Source organism: Promicromonospora sp. NPDC059942 (assembly GCF_042731755.1).
GTDB lineage: Bacteria > Actinomycetota > Actinomycetes > Actinomycetales > Cellulomonadaceae > Promicromonospora.
In genome coordinates, this window is sequence record NZ_JBHWLR010000029.1 from 1 (window position 1) to 13,771 (window position 13,771).

The following is a 13,771-nucleotide window of genomic DNA, read 5'->3' on the forward strand; positions in this document are numbered from 1 at the left end:
GTAGGAGACGGACCAAGACTCTGACTCGGCACCGTCGTTCTCGGCTGACTCGGTGCCCCTCGTTCTCTACGCGCTCTTCTCGCGCGGCTGGCGGCCGCGTACGGGGCTCTTGCGGGGCACCACGGTCGGGTTCACGTTGTCCAGCACCACCGAGCGGGTGATGACCACGCGCTCGACGTCGTCGCGGCTCGGCACGTCGAACATGACCTGCTGGAGCACCTCCTCGAGGATGGCCCGCAGGCCGCGCGCCCCTGTGCCCCGGAGCAGGGCCTGCTCGGCGATGGCCTCGACGGCCGGCTCGTCGAACTCGAGCTCCACGCCGTCGATCTCGAACATGCGCTTGTACTGCTTCACGAGCGCGTTCTTTGGTTCCGTCAGGATCCGCACCAGGGCGTCGCGGTCGAGCGACGAGACGGAGGCGATGACGGGCAGGCGGCCGATGAACTCGGGGATCAGGCCGTACTTCTGCAGGTCCTCGGGCCGCACCTCGGCGAAGAGGTCCTCGTCCTGGTTGATGGACTCCATGGGGGCGCTGAAGCCGATGCCGCGCTTGCGGGATCGGGCGGCGACGATGTCGTCCAGCCCCGCGAAGGCGCCGGCCACGATGAACAGCACGTTCGTCGTGTCGATCTGGATGAACTCCTGGTGCGGGTGCTTGCGTCCGCCCTGCGGGGGCACGGAGGCCGTGGTGCCCTCGATGATCTTCAGGAGCGCCTGTTGCACGCCCTCGCCGGAGACGTCGCGCGTGATCGACGGGTTCTCGGCCTTGCGGGCCACCTTGTCGACCTCGTCGATGTAGATGATGCCCGTCTCGGCCTTCTTGACGTCGTAGTCCGCCGCCTGGATGAGCTTGAGCAGGATGTTCTCGACGTCCTCGCCCACGTAGCCGGCCTCGGTCAGCGCGGTCGCGTCGGCGATGGCGAACGGGACGTTCAGCATCTTGGCGAGCGTCTGCGCCAGATAGGTCTTGCCCGTGCCCGTGGGGCCGATGAGCAGGATGTTCGACTTGGCGATCTCGACCGGGTCCTGGTCGTCGGGGCCGATCGAGCGCCCCGCCTCGCCGGCCTGGATGCGCTTGTAGTGGTTGTAGACGGCAACGGCCAGGGCGCGCTTGGCGGGGTCCTGGCCGATGATGTACTGCTCGAGGAAGTCGAAGATCTCGCGGGGCTTGGGCAACTCTGTCAGGCCGAGCTCCGCAGCCTCACCGAGCTCTTCCTCGATGATCTCGTTGCACAGCTCGATGCACTCGTCGCAGATGTAGACGCCGGGTCCGGCGATCAGCTTCTTCACCTGCTTCTGCGACTTGCCACAGAAGTTGCACTTCAGCAGTTCCGCGCCGTCACCGATTCGCGCCACTACCTGTCTCCTCGCCTTGTGCACCCTCGCGGAGTCCTGCACGGGCCGGCTGGCCCAGCAGATCCGCGACGTCGAGCGGTCTCAGATCCATTCCACACCACCGGTGGCCTGTTGTCAGCCGGGCGGCCCGGCGGGTCGCCTGACCGATTTTCACCAGATCATGACAATTTTGTCAGATTCTGCGTGGCGTGTCCCACAATGCCCGACGCCGGGGCGGATCGTCCACCGGTATTGGTGGCACGGCCCCGGCGTCGGACGCCTGCGGTCTCGACGGACCAGACCTCAGCGGTCAGTTCGTCACGACCGTGACGGGCTTGCGCGACTCGAGCACCTCGTCGACCAGGCCGTACTCCTTGGCCTGGGCGGCGGTCAGGATCTTGTCGCGCTCGATGTCGTCACGCACCTGCTCCTGCGTCTTGCCGCTGTGCGTCGCGAGCGTCATCTCGAGCCACTCGCGCATGCGGATCAGCTCGTTCGCGTGGATCTCGATGTCCGAGGCCTGCGCGTAGCCGCCACCCTCCATCGCGGGCTGGTGGATCAGCACGCGGGAGTTCGGCAGCGCGAGACGCTTGCCCGGCTGGCCGGCGGCCAGCAGGACGGCCGCGGCCGACGCCGCCTGGCCCAGGCACACGGTCTGGATCTGCGGCTTGATGAACTGCATGGTGTCGTACAGCGCCGTCATGGCCGTAAACGAGCCACCCGGCGAGTTGATGTACATCATCACGTCGCGGTCCGGGTCCTGCGTCTCCAGGACCAGGAGCTGGGCCATGACGTCGTCCGCGGACGCGTCGTCGACCTGGACACCCAGGAAGATGATGCGGTCCTCGAACAGCTTGGTGTACGGGTCCTGGCGCTTGAAGCCGTACGCGGTGCGCTCCTCGAACTGCGGGAGCACGTAGCGTGCGGACGGCATGGCGCCGGCGGTGGCAAAAGGCATCCGTGCACCCGAACGGGCGCCGGCAAGGCGCTCTGCGGCTGCGACGAACTGGGCTTCAGGACTCACGGTCATCTCCTCTTGAGAAAGCTCTTGGTGCGTTTCCGGGCGGTCAGCTGTTCATGCCGCCGCCGCCGGCCAGCGCAGCGGTCTCGACGACGTGGTCGACGAAGCCGTACTCCAGTGCCTCGGAGGCCGTGAACCAGTTGTCGCGGTCGTTGTCCTTGATGATCGTCTCGAGCGTCTGGCCCGTCTGCTCGGCGGTCAGCTCGGCGAGCACCTTCTTCATGTGCATGATGAGCTGCGCGCCGATCCGCACGTCGGTGGCCGTACCACCGATGCCGCCGGACGGCTGGTGCATCAGCACGCGGGCGTGCGGCGTGATGTACCGCTTGCCCTTGGTGCCGGAGGACAGCAGGAACTGCCCCATGGAGGCGGCCATGCCCATCGCGACCGTCGCCACGTCCGGCTTGATGAACTGCATGGTGTCGTAGATCGCCATGCCGGCCGTGATGGAGCCGCCGGGCGAGTTGATGTAAAGCCAGATGTCCTTGTCGGGGTCCTCGGCCGCGAGAAGCATCATCTGCGCGCTGATCGCGTTCGCGTTCTCGTCGCGCACCTCCGACCCCAGCCAGATGATGCGCTCCTTGAGCAGCCGGTTGTAGATGGAGTCGTTGAGCCCGAAGCCAGCACCCTCCGTCCGCGCTACCGGCCCAGCATCCATCCGCAGCAGATCGTTCACGTCCATCTCCTCGGTTCTGACTCTCGTCTGTGGACCACGTCCTAAGACGTCGTGTCGCTCGACCCTAACGTGCCTCATGCCGCCAGAACTTCCGATTCGGCGGCCGTTTCGCCTACAGCGCACCGGTGCTGCCCACGGCGAAGCCGAGGGGAACGCGGACGGCGGTCCGCACCCTCGCGCGAAGGGTGCGGACCGCCGTCGGACGTCCTGCTCCGGCCCTGGCGGGCCGGGGGTGCGTCAGGCCTTCGCGGGCTCCGACGTCTCGGCGTCGGTGCCCTCGGGCTCCTCGGCGTCGGCGGCCTCCTGGGCCTGCGCCACGGCGTCGCTCAGGGCGGCCTGGGCCTCGTCGGCCTCGTCCGAGCCGATGAACTCGCTCAGGTCCACGACGTTGCCGTCGGAGTCCTTGACCTCGATCTGGCGCAGCGCGACCGCGAGGGCCTTCGAGCGCGCGACCTCGCCGACCATGGCGGGGATCTGACCGCCCTGCTCGAGGGTCTTGATGAACTCGCTCGGCTCCATGCCGTACTGCTGCGAGGCGCTCACCAGGTACTCGACGAGCTCGCCCTGGCTCACCTGCACCTTGAGCTTCTCGGCGAGGGTGTCGAGCAGGATCTGGTTCTTGATCGCCTTGGTCGCGTCCTCCTTGACCTCGGCGCGGTGCTCGTCGTCCTCCAGGCGGCTCTCGGACTCGAGGTGACGGTGCACCTCGGCCTCGACCACGCCGGTCGGCACGGGGACCTCGACGGTCTCCAGGAGCTTCTCCATGAGGGCGTCACGCGCGGTGACGGCCTGGTTGGAGGTCTTGATGCCGGCGACCTGGGTCTTCAGGTCCTCCGTCAGCTCCTCCAGCGTGTCGAACTCCGAGGCGAGCTGCGCGAAGTCGTCGTCCACCTCGGGCAGGTCGCGCTGCTTGACGGACGTCGCGGTGACGGTCACGTCGGCGTCCTGGCCCTCGTGCTCGCCACCGGCGAGCGGCGCCTTGAAGGTGGTGGTCTCGCCGCCGGACAGGCCGGTCAGGGCCTCGTCCAGCCCCTCCAGCATGTTGCCGGAGCCGATCTGGTACGAGACGCCCGACACGGAGTCGACCTCCTCGTCACCGATGACGGCCTTCAGGTCGATGACGACGTAGTCGCCCTCGACGGCCGGGCGGTCGACGCCCACGAGGGTGCCGAAGCGCTCGCGCAGGGCGTCCAGGCGCTCGGTGACGTCCTCGTCGGTCACCACGGTGGAGTCGACGGTCAGCTCGACGTCGGAGAGCTCCGGGAGCTCGATCTCGGGGCGCACCTCGACCTCGGCCGTGAACTTCAGCTGGCCCTCGCCGGCCTTGGCCGGGACCTCGGTCACGTCGACCTCGGGCTGGGCGAGCGGACGCAGGTCGGTCTCGCCGAGCGCGTCACGGTAGAAACCGGAGAGCCCGTCGTTCACGGCGTGCTCGATCACGGCGCCCCAGCCGACCCGCTGCTCGATGATGCGCGGGGGAACCTTGCCCTTGCGGAACCCCGGGACGTTCACCTGCTCCGCGATGTGCTCGTAGGCGTGATCGATGCTCGGCTTGAGCTCGTCGTAGTCCACCTCGACGGTCAGCTTGACCTTGGTGGGCTCCAAGGTCTCGACGGCGCTCTTCACTTCGATGGTCTCCAGAATGTCGGGGGTGCGCGCACGCCGGCGTACTGCGTCCCGGGTGGCGCGGGGATGCTCTGCTGTAGTTGCGGCTGCTCGCTGACAGCGACGTACGACAGGCGCACGGGCAACCCGTCAATAGTACGCCTCACGGCCACAGGCGCCGAATGCAGGCCGGTGGCGTGCCGCACACCCTCCACCCTCCCACAGCCGGGCCCGCGGGCCGCGGTTGTCAGCCGAGAGCGCAAGCCGCGCGCGCCGTCACCGGCCCATGCCGGCGGTGAGACCCGCCACGATCTGCCGCGTCGCGACGAGGAACAGCACCACCAGCGGCAGCGTCGCGATGACCAGGCCGGCGAACAGGGTGGACCACGACGTCTGGTACTCCCCGAAGAAGGTGGTCAGGCCCACGGGCAGCGTGTACTGCGTCCGGTCGCGCACGAGGATCAGCGGGTAGAAGAAGTCGTTCCAGATGGGCACGAAGCGGAAGACCACGACGGTGGCGACCGCGGGCCGCACCAGCGGCAGCAGCACCGACCAGAAGGTGCGCAGCGGGCCGGCGCCGTCGATCCGGGCGGCGTCCTCCAGCTCGTCCGGGAGCTGGCGCAGGAACGTGCCCAGCACGAACACCGAGAACGGGATGGAGACGGCAGAGTAGACCAGGATCAGCCCTGTCCGGGTCGACGCGAGGCCGATCGTGTCCAGCAGGTAGAAGATCGGCACGATCATGAGGAACACGGGCATCATCAGGCCCGAGACGAAGACCTGCTCGATCACGGTCATGAGGCGCGAGCGCGACCGCGCCAGCGCGTACGCGGCCAGCAGCGAGACCGCCGTCGACAGCACCACGGAGACCGTGGTGACCAGCACCGAGTTGACGAAGTAGGTGGAGAACGACGCCTCGACCCACGCCTCCCGGTACGCGTCCAGCGACGGGCTGTGCGGCAGGCCGAGCGGCTCCACCACGAGCTCCTGGTCGGTCCGGAACGAGTTCCACACCATGATCAGCAGGGGCAGCAGCGCGACGGCGGCGTAGCCCCACAGCAGCGTGCCGACGGCGGCCCGCCTCACGTCAGCCGCCGTTCGACGCCGCGGAACCAGCGCGTGAACGCCACCGAGACCCCGACGATCACGACGAACAGCACGATCGCCACCGCCGACGAGATGCCGATGGCGTTGGACGCCCCCGAGTGGAACGCCGTGCGGTAGAAGAGGAGCGACATGACGTCGGTGGCGCCGGCCGGGCTGCCGCTGGACCCGCCCAGGGCGTACGGGATCGGGAACGCCTCCATGGAGAAGATGAACGTCAGCACGCTCACGGTGCCGATCACCGGCGTCAGCAGGGGCAGCGTCACGTGCCAGAAGCGTTGGCGGGAGGTCGCGCCGTCGAGCATCGCGGCCTCCTCCAGCGTCGGGTCGAGCGCGCCGAGGGCCGCGCCGTAGACGAGGAGCGGGAACCCGACCCACTGCCAGGCGGTGACCAGGACGACGACCCAGAGGGCGGTGTCGGGGTCGCCCAGCCAGGGCTGGGCCACCGCGTCGAGGCCGACGGCGCGCAGCGCGGCGTTGACCGGGCCGAACAGCGGCGAGAGCAGCAGCGACCAGAGGTAGCCGACCACCAGCGGCGAGACCAGGTACGGCATCGTGTACAGCACCTGGAACAGACGCCGCAGGCGGCCCCGCCGGTGCAGCACGTAGGCCAGCAGGAGGCCCAGCGAGTTCTGCACCACCATGGCCCCGGCGAACAGGAGCGCGTTGTGCCCGAAGGCGCGCGGGAGCTGGCTGCGGTAGGGCTCGGTGGTGAACAGGGCGACGAAGTTGTCCAGCCCGACGAACGCGTCCTGCGCGGTGCCGCGCCAGGAGAACAGCGAGTAGGTCAGCGCCGTCGCCATCGGGTAGAGCACGAAGACGGCGAACAGCACCGCGGCAGGCAGGATGAAGAGCAGTGCGACCGGCGTGGGCAGTGCCGCGGCTCGACGGCGGCGGCTCACTCGCCCGGCGTCCACCAGGCCGACAGGCCGTCCTGGATCACGTCGGCGGCACCCTCGGCGTCGGTGTCGCCGAGGAAGAGCTTCTGGCCCGCCTCACCCATCAGGTCCGTGCCGACGGGGTCGCCGTAGCGGTAGTCCACGAGCAGCAGGTACGGCGCGGGGTTCTCCTGGTACAGGTCCCACATCTCCTGCTGCAGCGGGTCGGAGAACTCGACGCCGGGGATCGGCGAGAACTGCTTGAGCTCGTCGGCCACGAGCTGCCCGAACTCGGGCGTGGCCAGCCAGTTCAGCAGCGTCTCGGCCTCCTCGGGGTGCTCCGTCGTGGCCGACAGGCCCCAGCTCCCGTCCGCGTAGCCCGCGCTGACCGGGTGGTCCAGGGCCGAGCCGGGCGGCGGGGGCACCTGGAAGACGCCGAGGTCGAGGTCGGGGTTGGCGTCCTGGAAGAACGCGAGCTCGTACGAGCCGCCGGCGAACATCGCGGCCTGCTCCGAGGTGAACAGCACCTGCGCGTCCGTGTACGGCACGCCGGTCACGTCGTCGGGCATGTACTGCTGGAGGTCCTTGAGCGTCTGGATCGAGTCCACGTAGGCCGGGTCCGTGAAGTCCGTCGCGCCGTCGCGCAGGGCCTGCTGGAAGTCGGCGCCGCCGTACTGGGCCGCCGTCAGGGCGTCGTGCACGGTCGGCACGAACCAGCCGTCGCGCGCGCCGACGGCGAGCGGCGTCACGTCGTGCTCCAGGAGCGTGTCGTTCAGCGCGATGAAGTCGTCCCAGGTCTCGGGCTCCTGAAGGCCGTGCTCCTCGAAGATCGCGGTGTTGTAGTAGACCTGGATCGTCTGGCTGGCCAGCGGCACGCCGTAGACGGCGCCGTCCTCCCGGCCGCGGGAGCCGTCGAGGATCGCGTCGTCGAAGTCGGCGAGCGCCGGGACGACGTCCTCCAGGGGCTCCAGGTTGCCGCCCTCGACGAGCGGCTGGAGCAGGCCGTAGGAGCGCACCTGCGCGATGTCGGGGCCGTCCGACCCGGTCAGGCCGGTGCGCAGGATCTGGTCGTACTCGGTGTTGAGGTGGGCCTGGAAGTTCACCGTGATGCACGGGTTGGCCTGCTCGAAGACGTCGAAGATCTGCTCGTACGTCTTGACGTCCTCGGTCCGCCAGGACCAGACGTCGAGCGCCACCGCGTCGCCGTCGCACCCCTCCCCTGCCGCCGCGCCCGGCTCGGGGCTGTCCGCGGACGGCGCGCACGCGCCGAGGGTCAGTGCCACGAGCGCTGCGGCGGCTGTGGCAAGGGTCGTTCGGCGGCTCATGCGGCGGACGCTGCCGGTCGGAGGTCGAGGTGTCAAGCATTTCGACCGAATCGATACGTCGTGTCGGATCCGCCTACCTGCCGCGGGTCGCGTTCCGCGCGATCCGGCGGGCGTCGGCCGCCATCTCCAGCAGCATGCCGCTGATCGGGTTGGTGAAGCCGGTGAAGTAGAGGCCGGGCGCGGCCGGGCGGCCGAGCGTCGCCAGCGGCTTGCCCTGGTCGCCGAGCACGCCCAGGTGGCCCACCACGGGTTCGAGCGCGCGCCGGTACCCGGTCGCGGCCAGCACGACGTCGGGGGTCAGCCGGGCGCCGTCGGACAGGACCACCTCGGCGCCGTCGAACCGCTCGATGGCGGGGACGACGCGCACGGTGCCGGCCAGGACCGCGGCGACGATGCCGACGTCCTGCAGGGGGACGGACCCCTGGGCGACGCGGCTCGCGATGCCGACGTCGGGGATCGGCAGCCCGAGGTCGGACAGGTCCGGGATGCCGGCCCTGCGGACGGCGACGCCGACGGTGTCGACGAGGCGGTCGGGCAGGTGGCGCACCAGGACGCCCGTGTACTGCGCGGCCCACGGGCCCTGGTTGCGGGGCACGATGTGCGGCGGCGTCCGGACGGCGAGGTGGACGCTCGCGGCGCCGCCGTCGACGAGGTCGTGCGCGATCTCGGCGCCCGTGTTGCCCACGCCCGCCACGAGCACGTGCTTGCCCGCGTAGGGGGCGGGGTTGCGGTACCGGCTCGCGTGCACGACCTCGCCGGTGAACCGGTCCTGGCCGGGCCAGTCCGGTACGTGCGGGGTGTGGTTGTAGCCCGTGGCGATCACGACGGCGTCCGCGGTGCGCGTGCCGTCCGTGGTGGTGATCGTCCAGCGGCGGTCCGCGGCGCCGCCCGCGCGCTTGCCCGCGGGCCGGTCGAGGCGCGTGACCTCGACGCCGTGTTCGACCTTCAGGTCGTGATGGACGGCGTACGCCTCCAGGTAGCGGACGACGTCGTCCCGGGCGACCCAGCGGCCGTACTCCCGCGGGATCGCGAGGCCCGGCAGCTTGGACAGCCCGCGCGTGGTGTGCAGGTGGAGGCGGTCGTAGTGGTGGCGCCAGGCATTGCCGACGTGCCCGGACTTCTCGAGCACGGTGACGTCGGCGCCGCGGGCCTTGAGGGCGGCAGCGGCGGAGAGGCCGGCGGGTCCGGCGCCGATGACGGACACGGTGAGCACCATGGAGGGAGCGTAGGACACTCGTGGGGCGGGTGGTGAGGGGCATCGTCCGCACCGGGAGGACAGCGATGTCAGAGATCTGGGACCCGCACGGCAGCCTGGGCCGCATGCTGTGGATCGGCGGCGCGCAGTGGGCCGGCAAGACCACGGTGGCCGACCTGGTCGCCGCTCGGCACGGGCTCACGGCGTACCACTACGACTACCACGCGTCCCGTGGCCACCAGGACCGGTGGATCGCCCGCCGGGTCGCGCACGGGCAGCCGGTGGCGGACCCGGACGTCGAGGACATGTGGGTCAACCACGGCCCCGCGGCGCTGGCGGCGCAGGTCCTGGCCGACTTCCCCGAGCGGTTCGAGTGGGTGCTGGACGACCTGCGCGCCTGGTTCACCGGCCGCCCCGCGATCGCCGAGGGCTGGGGCCTGCGGCCCGAGCTGGTGGCGCCGCTGGTCGACTCGCCGCGGCGGATGGTCGTGCTCGTCCCCACGGAGGAGTTCCGGCAGCACCAGCTCCGCACCGTGCCGCGCGCCCTCGCCGTGGACGCCCCGGTCAGCGACCCGGCGCTCGCCCAGGCCAACCGCATCGCCCGGGACCGCCTGATCGCCGACGACGCGGTGCGGAACGCGCGGCGGCTCGGCGTGCCGGTGATCGAGGTGGACGGGACGCGCGACGCGGCGGCGGTCGCGGCCGAGGTGGCCGAGCAGTTCGCGCCCTGGCTGCGGGATCTGCCCGTGCCGGCGCCGCTCGTGTGAGGTCGGGGGGTCAGTCGACGGGCGGGCCGTGCAGCACCTTGTGTTCGCGGAAGAGCAGCTCGTCAGCCGTGGTCTCGACGATCACGGCGAGCAGGTCCGTGGTCGCGGTGGTCGCGTGGATCTCGCCCGGCTCCCAGACCGCGGCCTGGCCGGGCTCGATCTCCCAGCGCTCCTCGGCGTCACCGTCGGCGCCCTTCGACGTGACGACGCCCTCGCCGGCGAGGACCGCGAACACCTGGAGCGACGTCGCCGGGTGCTCCCCCAGCGTGCCGCCCGCGACGATCCGGGCGACGTTCACGGTGGTGCGCCCGGCGTCGGGCACCTGGGGCAGGAAGTCCATGTCGACGCCGGTGCTGCCGAACCGGTCGATCTCCCGTGCCGGGAGCTGGAGGATGCGCATCGGACGATCTTCTCGTACCTCCCTCCGGGGGTGCACTGCACGAAGGTGACGGGTGCCGGGTGGGCTGAACCTCGTACACGTCAGCCCCGCCGAGTTCGGCTCTGCTGGATAGTCCGGCAGAGGCGAACAAGGCGGGGCCAGGCCGCTCGAAGTTCAGCCGACCCGACACCCCTGTGCTGGGTGTGCCTTGCCACCAGGAGTGGCGTCCAAACTCGGCGTCCGGCGTCCGGCGTCCGGCGTCCGGCGTCCGGCGTCCGGCGCCCCGCGTGCGGCCTCGACGTCGACGTAGTGCACGCGAGGCGAGGTCCCGGCCCCGCCACGCGTGCCGCCCTAGAAGTCGTCCGCCGTGCGGATCCGGTCGCGGATCCAGGTGCCGGCCTCCTTGAGCCGCCCCGTCCCGTAGTTGCCGTTACCGCAGGTTCCCTCGGTGAAGACGGCGCCGGAGCGGTGGTCGTCGGAGAAGTTCCAGTTGACCCAGCTGATCTTCTTCTGCGCCGCGAGGTCGAGGTACCGCTGCGCCATGGCGAAGTCGTTGGCGCCCTCGCCCGCGTAGTCCTGGGTGCCGAACTCGGTGATGAACATCGGGATGCGGTCGGCGGCGCGGGACAGGGTGTCCAGGTACTCCTGGTCGTGCGACGCCGCGTAGAAGTGGAACGTGTACATGACGTTCGAGGCGTTGACCGGGTTGTTCACGACCTCGGACTCGCTGGCGCCGTCGGAGACGCCGAGTGAGGACCAGGCGCGGGTGCCGAGCAGGATGACGGCGTCCGGGTCCTTGGCGCGGACCACCGGGACGATCTGCTCGTGGTAGCCCTTGATGGTCTGCCACGACACCCCGTTGGGCTCGTTCGCGACCTCGTAGATGATGTTGTTCCTGCCGTTGTTCCGCTCGGCGATCGCGGTGAAGAACGTCTTGGCGCGTTGCAGGTTGAAGTTCGGGTCGCCCGGGTCGAGCATGTGCCAGTCCACGATGGCGTACAGGCCGCGCGCGGTGAGCATGTCGATGTACTGGTTGACCAGCGCGGTGAACCGCGCCGGGTCGGTCTCGTAGCCGTCCTCCTGCACGTACGTGGAGATCCGCATGACGTCGGCGTCCCAGTCGTACGCGAGGGTGTCGAGCGACGCGTCGTCCACGCACTGCGAGTACCACTGGGTGCCGTGCGTGCTCATGCCGCGCAGCTGGATCTGCTTGCCCTGCTCGTTGCACAGGCGCACGCCGCAGACGCTGAGCTGACCGTTCGCCTCCACGGGGGTGGCGGCGTCGGGCGCGGCCTCCGGTGCGGCGGCGGGCTTGGCGTCGGCGGGCGCTGCGGCGGGCCGGGCCGCAGTCCGCGCCTCCTGGACGGCCACGGAAGTGGCCCCGAGGGCGGGCACGACGGCCGCCCCTGTCGCCAGGAGCGCGGCCGTGGCGACGGCGACGATGATCGGTGCGCGGCGGAGAACCATGGGAGACCACCTCAGTCGGTCAGGAGCCGGAGCAGACCGGCGGCATTGCCCGCCTGCTGGTCCCAGGGACGCTAGCAAGATGATCGAGCGGGTGATATCCGGGATTCCCACACCGCGCATGCAGCCGGATGACCCCCTTTGTGTCCTACGGTGAGCGCGAACAACCACCCGTACACCCCAGGAGACACGATGAGCACGTCCGTGGAGCTGACCCGATTCCGGGTGCTGCCCGAGAGGATCGACGCGATGCTGGCGGCACGGCCAGGGATGCTCGCCGACTTCGAGGCCGACCGCACCGGGTTCCTCGGGGCGCGCCTCGTGCAGCTGCCGGACGACGAGTGGCTCGACATCGTCGAGTGGCGCACGTCGGAGGACTACGCGGCGTCGCGTGCGAAGGGCGCCAACCTGCCCGGGATCGCTCGGTTCTTCGCGACCATCGCCTCCCTCGTGACCGCCGAGGAGGGCACCCTCGCCGAGGTGGGGTGACCACGCGATGACATAGTGTCGGGCAGTCCCCTCCGGACCATCGCGATCCGGTTCCCGCACCCGAGGTGGGCTCATGACTGTTCCCCTGACACTGCGCATGCCCGCGCGCCCCGACGACCAGCCGCAGCCCCCGGACCCCGGCGTCCTGGCCGCGGCCCTCGACCGGCTGGAGGCGGACGGCGGCAGCGCGCCGGGCAGGCCCGACGCCGAGACCCGGGCGGACGCAGAGGTGCTGCTGCACGCCCGCGGCGCCGACCTCGACCGGCTGCTCGCCGTCGCCGGGGCGCTCCGCGACCAGGGCCTGACGGAGGCCGGCCGGCCCCGCGTCCTCACCTACTCGCGCAAGGTGTTCGTCCCGCTCACGCACCTGTGCCAGGACCGGTGCCACTACTGCATCTTCGTGCAGACGCCGGGCAAGCTCGCCAAGGCCGGCATCTCGCCGTACATGTCGGCCGAGGAGGTGCTCGACGTCGCCCGGCAGGGCGCCGCGCTGGGCTGCAAGGAGGCCCTGCTCACGCTCGGCGACCGCCCGGAGAACCGCTGGCCGGTGGCCCGGCAGTGGCTCGACGACCACGGCTACGCCTCGACGCTCGACTACGTGGGCCACATGGCCCGGCTCATCCTCGACGAGACGGGGCTGCTGCCCCACCTCAACCCGGGCGTGATGTCGTGGGCGGAGCTGCAGCGACTCAAGCCGGTCGGAGCGTCGATGGGCATGATGCTGGAGACCACGTCGTCGCGGCTGTGGACCGAGAAGGGCGAGGCGCACTTCGGCTCCCCCGACAAGGACCCGGCCCTTCGGCTGCGCGTGATCGAGGACGCCGGCCGCTCCCGCATCCCGTTCACCACGGGCGTGCTGCTCGGCATCGGCGAGAACTACGCCGAGCGGGTCGACTCGATCCTCGCGCTGCGCGACGCGCACGCCCGGCACGGTCACGTGCAGGAGGTGATCGTGCAGAACTTCCGCGCGAAGTCAGCAACGGCCATGATGGGCGCCGCCGACCTGGGGACCCAGGAGTACGCGGCCGCCGTCGCCGTCACGCGGGTGCTGCTCGGCCCCGGGATGCGCGTGCAGGCCCCGCCGAACCTGACCGACGCCGCCGAGCTGCAGCTCCTGGTGCGCGCCGGCATCGACGACTGGGGCGGCGTCAGCCCCCTGACGCCCGACCACGTGAACCCGGAGCGGCCCTGGCCGCACATCGAGGACCTGGCCCGGCTCACCGCCGAGGGCGGGTACACGCTGCGCGAGCGCCTCACCGCGCACCCGCACTACCTGCGCGAGGCGCGGGCGGGCGCGGAGTGGCTCGACGACCGGCTCCGCGACCGGGTCCTGGCCCTCGCGGACGACTACGGCCTGGCCCGCCACGACGCCCTCCTGGGCGAGTTCCCCTCCTCCCCCACCCCGCCCACCCCAACCGCTTTGTTGAGTGCTGGGTATTTGTCGGGATTCCGGTCCGGAACCCTCAAATACACAACCCCCAAAAAAAGGGGGGGGGTGGGGGTGGTGTTGGGAGAGGGTCCGAGCGGTTTCCG

The 13,771-nt window shown here is 70.5% G+C and carries 13 protein-coding genes; 3 read left to right on the forward strand and 10 right to left on the reverse strand.

The window, feature by feature from the left end; genetic code table 11:
* Window positions 1-66: 66 nt before the first annotated feature.
* The 8 genes from clpX to ACFV9Q_RS27090 all read right to left on the reverse strand — a co-directional run bounded on the left by clpX (window position 67) and on the right by ACFV9Q_RS27090 (window position 9,160).
* Window positions 67-1,356 (reverse strand): ATP-dependent Clp protease ATP-binding subunit ClpX, encoded by a 1,290-nt coding sequence (gene clpX / locus ACFV9Q_RS27055; protein ID WP_377232453.1) that lies wholly within the window; start codon window positions 1,354-1,356, stop codon window positions 67-69.
* 289 nt (window positions 1,357-1,645) lie between these two features.
* A complete protein-coding gene (locus tag ACFV9Q_RS27060) occupies window positions 1,646-2,359 on the reverse strand; it encodes an ATP-dependent Clp protease proteolytic subunit (protein WP_377232454.1) in 714 nt (237 codons plus the stop codon).
* Between the two features lie 43 nt (window positions 2,360-2,402).
* Complete coding sequence (locus ACFV9Q_RS27065) at window positions 2,403-3,038, reverse strand: ATP-dependent Clp protease proteolytic subunit (protein WP_377232455.1); 636 nt, start codon at window positions 3,036-3,038, stop codon at window positions 2,403-2,405.
* 231 nt (window positions 3,039-3,269) lie between these two features.
* Window positions 3,270-4,658 (reverse strand): trigger factor, encoded by a 1,389-nt coding sequence (gene tig / locus ACFV9Q_RS27070; RefSeq protein WP_377236998.1) that lies wholly within the window; start codon window positions 4,656-4,658, stop codon window positions 3,270-3,272.
* Between the two features lie 255 nt (window positions 4,659-4,913).
* On the reverse strand, window positions 4,914-5,723 hold the full coding sequence (locus ACFV9Q_RS27075; RefSeq protein ID WP_377236999.1) for a carbohydrate ABC transporter permease: 810 nt from the start codon (window positions 5,721-5,723) through the stop codon (window positions 4,914-4,916).
* Window positions 5,720-6,643: a carbohydrate ABC transporter permease gene (locus tag ACFV9Q_RS27080; protein WP_377228730.1), complete on the reverse strand. Its 924-nt coding sequence runs from the start codon at window positions 6,641-6,643 to the stop codon at window positions 5,720-5,722. The genes ACFV9Q_RS27075 and ACFV9Q_RS27080 overlap by 4 nt, the downstream gene beginning before the upstream one ends.
* Window positions 6,640-7,944: an ABC transporter substrate-binding protein gene (locus tag ACFV9Q_RS27085; RefSeq protein ID WP_377237000.1), complete on the reverse strand. Its 1,305-nt coding sequence runs from the start codon at window positions 7,942-7,944 to the stop codon at window positions 6,640-6,642. The genes ACFV9Q_RS27080 and ACFV9Q_RS27085 overlap by 4 nt, the downstream gene beginning before the upstream one ends.
* A gap of 73 nt (window positions 7,945-8,017) precedes the next feature.
* Entirely contained in the window at window positions 8,018-9,160 is a 1,143-nt protein-coding gene (locus ACFV9Q_RS27090) for a flavin-containing monooxygenase (RefSeq protein WP_377237001.1), read from the reverse strand.
* Between the two features lie 65 nt (window positions 9,161-9,225).
* On the opposite strand from ACFV9Q_RS27090, the gene ACFV9Q_RS27095 reads away from it, so the two are divergent.
* On the forward strand, window positions 9,226-9,906 hold the full coding sequence (locus ACFV9Q_RS27095) for a hypothetical protein (protein ID WP_377237002.1): 681 nt from the start codon (window positions 9,226-9,228) through the stop codon (window positions 9,904-9,906).
* A 10-nt stretch (window positions 9,907-9,916) separates the two neighbouring features.
* On the opposite strand, the gene ACFV9Q_RS27100 is transcribed toward ACFV9Q_RS27095, so the two are convergent.
* Window positions 9,917-10,306: a cupin domain-containing protein gene (locus tag ACFV9Q_RS27100; RefSeq protein WP_377237003.1), complete on the reverse strand. Its 390-nt coding sequence runs from the start codon at window positions 10,304-10,306 to the stop codon at window positions 9,917-9,919.
* Window positions 10,307-10,636: 330 nt separating this feature from the next.
* Window positions 10,637-11,752 (reverse strand): glycoside hydrolase family 5 protein, encoded by a 1,116-nt coding sequence (locus ACFV9Q_RS27105; protein WP_377237004.1) that lies wholly within the window; start codon window positions 11,750-11,752, stop codon window positions 10,637-10,639.
* Between the two features lie 189 nt (window positions 11,753-11,941).
* Between ACFV9Q_RS27105 and ACFV9Q_RS27110 the strand changes: the two genes are divergently transcribed.
* Window positions 11,942-12,238 (forward strand): hypothetical protein, encoded by a 297-nt coding sequence (locus tag ACFV9Q_RS27110; RefSeq protein ID WP_377228736.1) that lies wholly within the window; start codon window positions 11,942-11,944, stop codon window positions 12,236-12,238.
* Window positions 12,239-12,311: 73 nt separating this feature from the next.
* On the forward strand, window positions 12,312-13,771 hold a 1,460-nt coding region (gene cofG, locus ACFV9Q_RS27115; protein WP_377237005.1), incomplete at its 3' end, for a 7,8-didemethyl-8-hydroxy-5-deazariboflavin synthase CofG.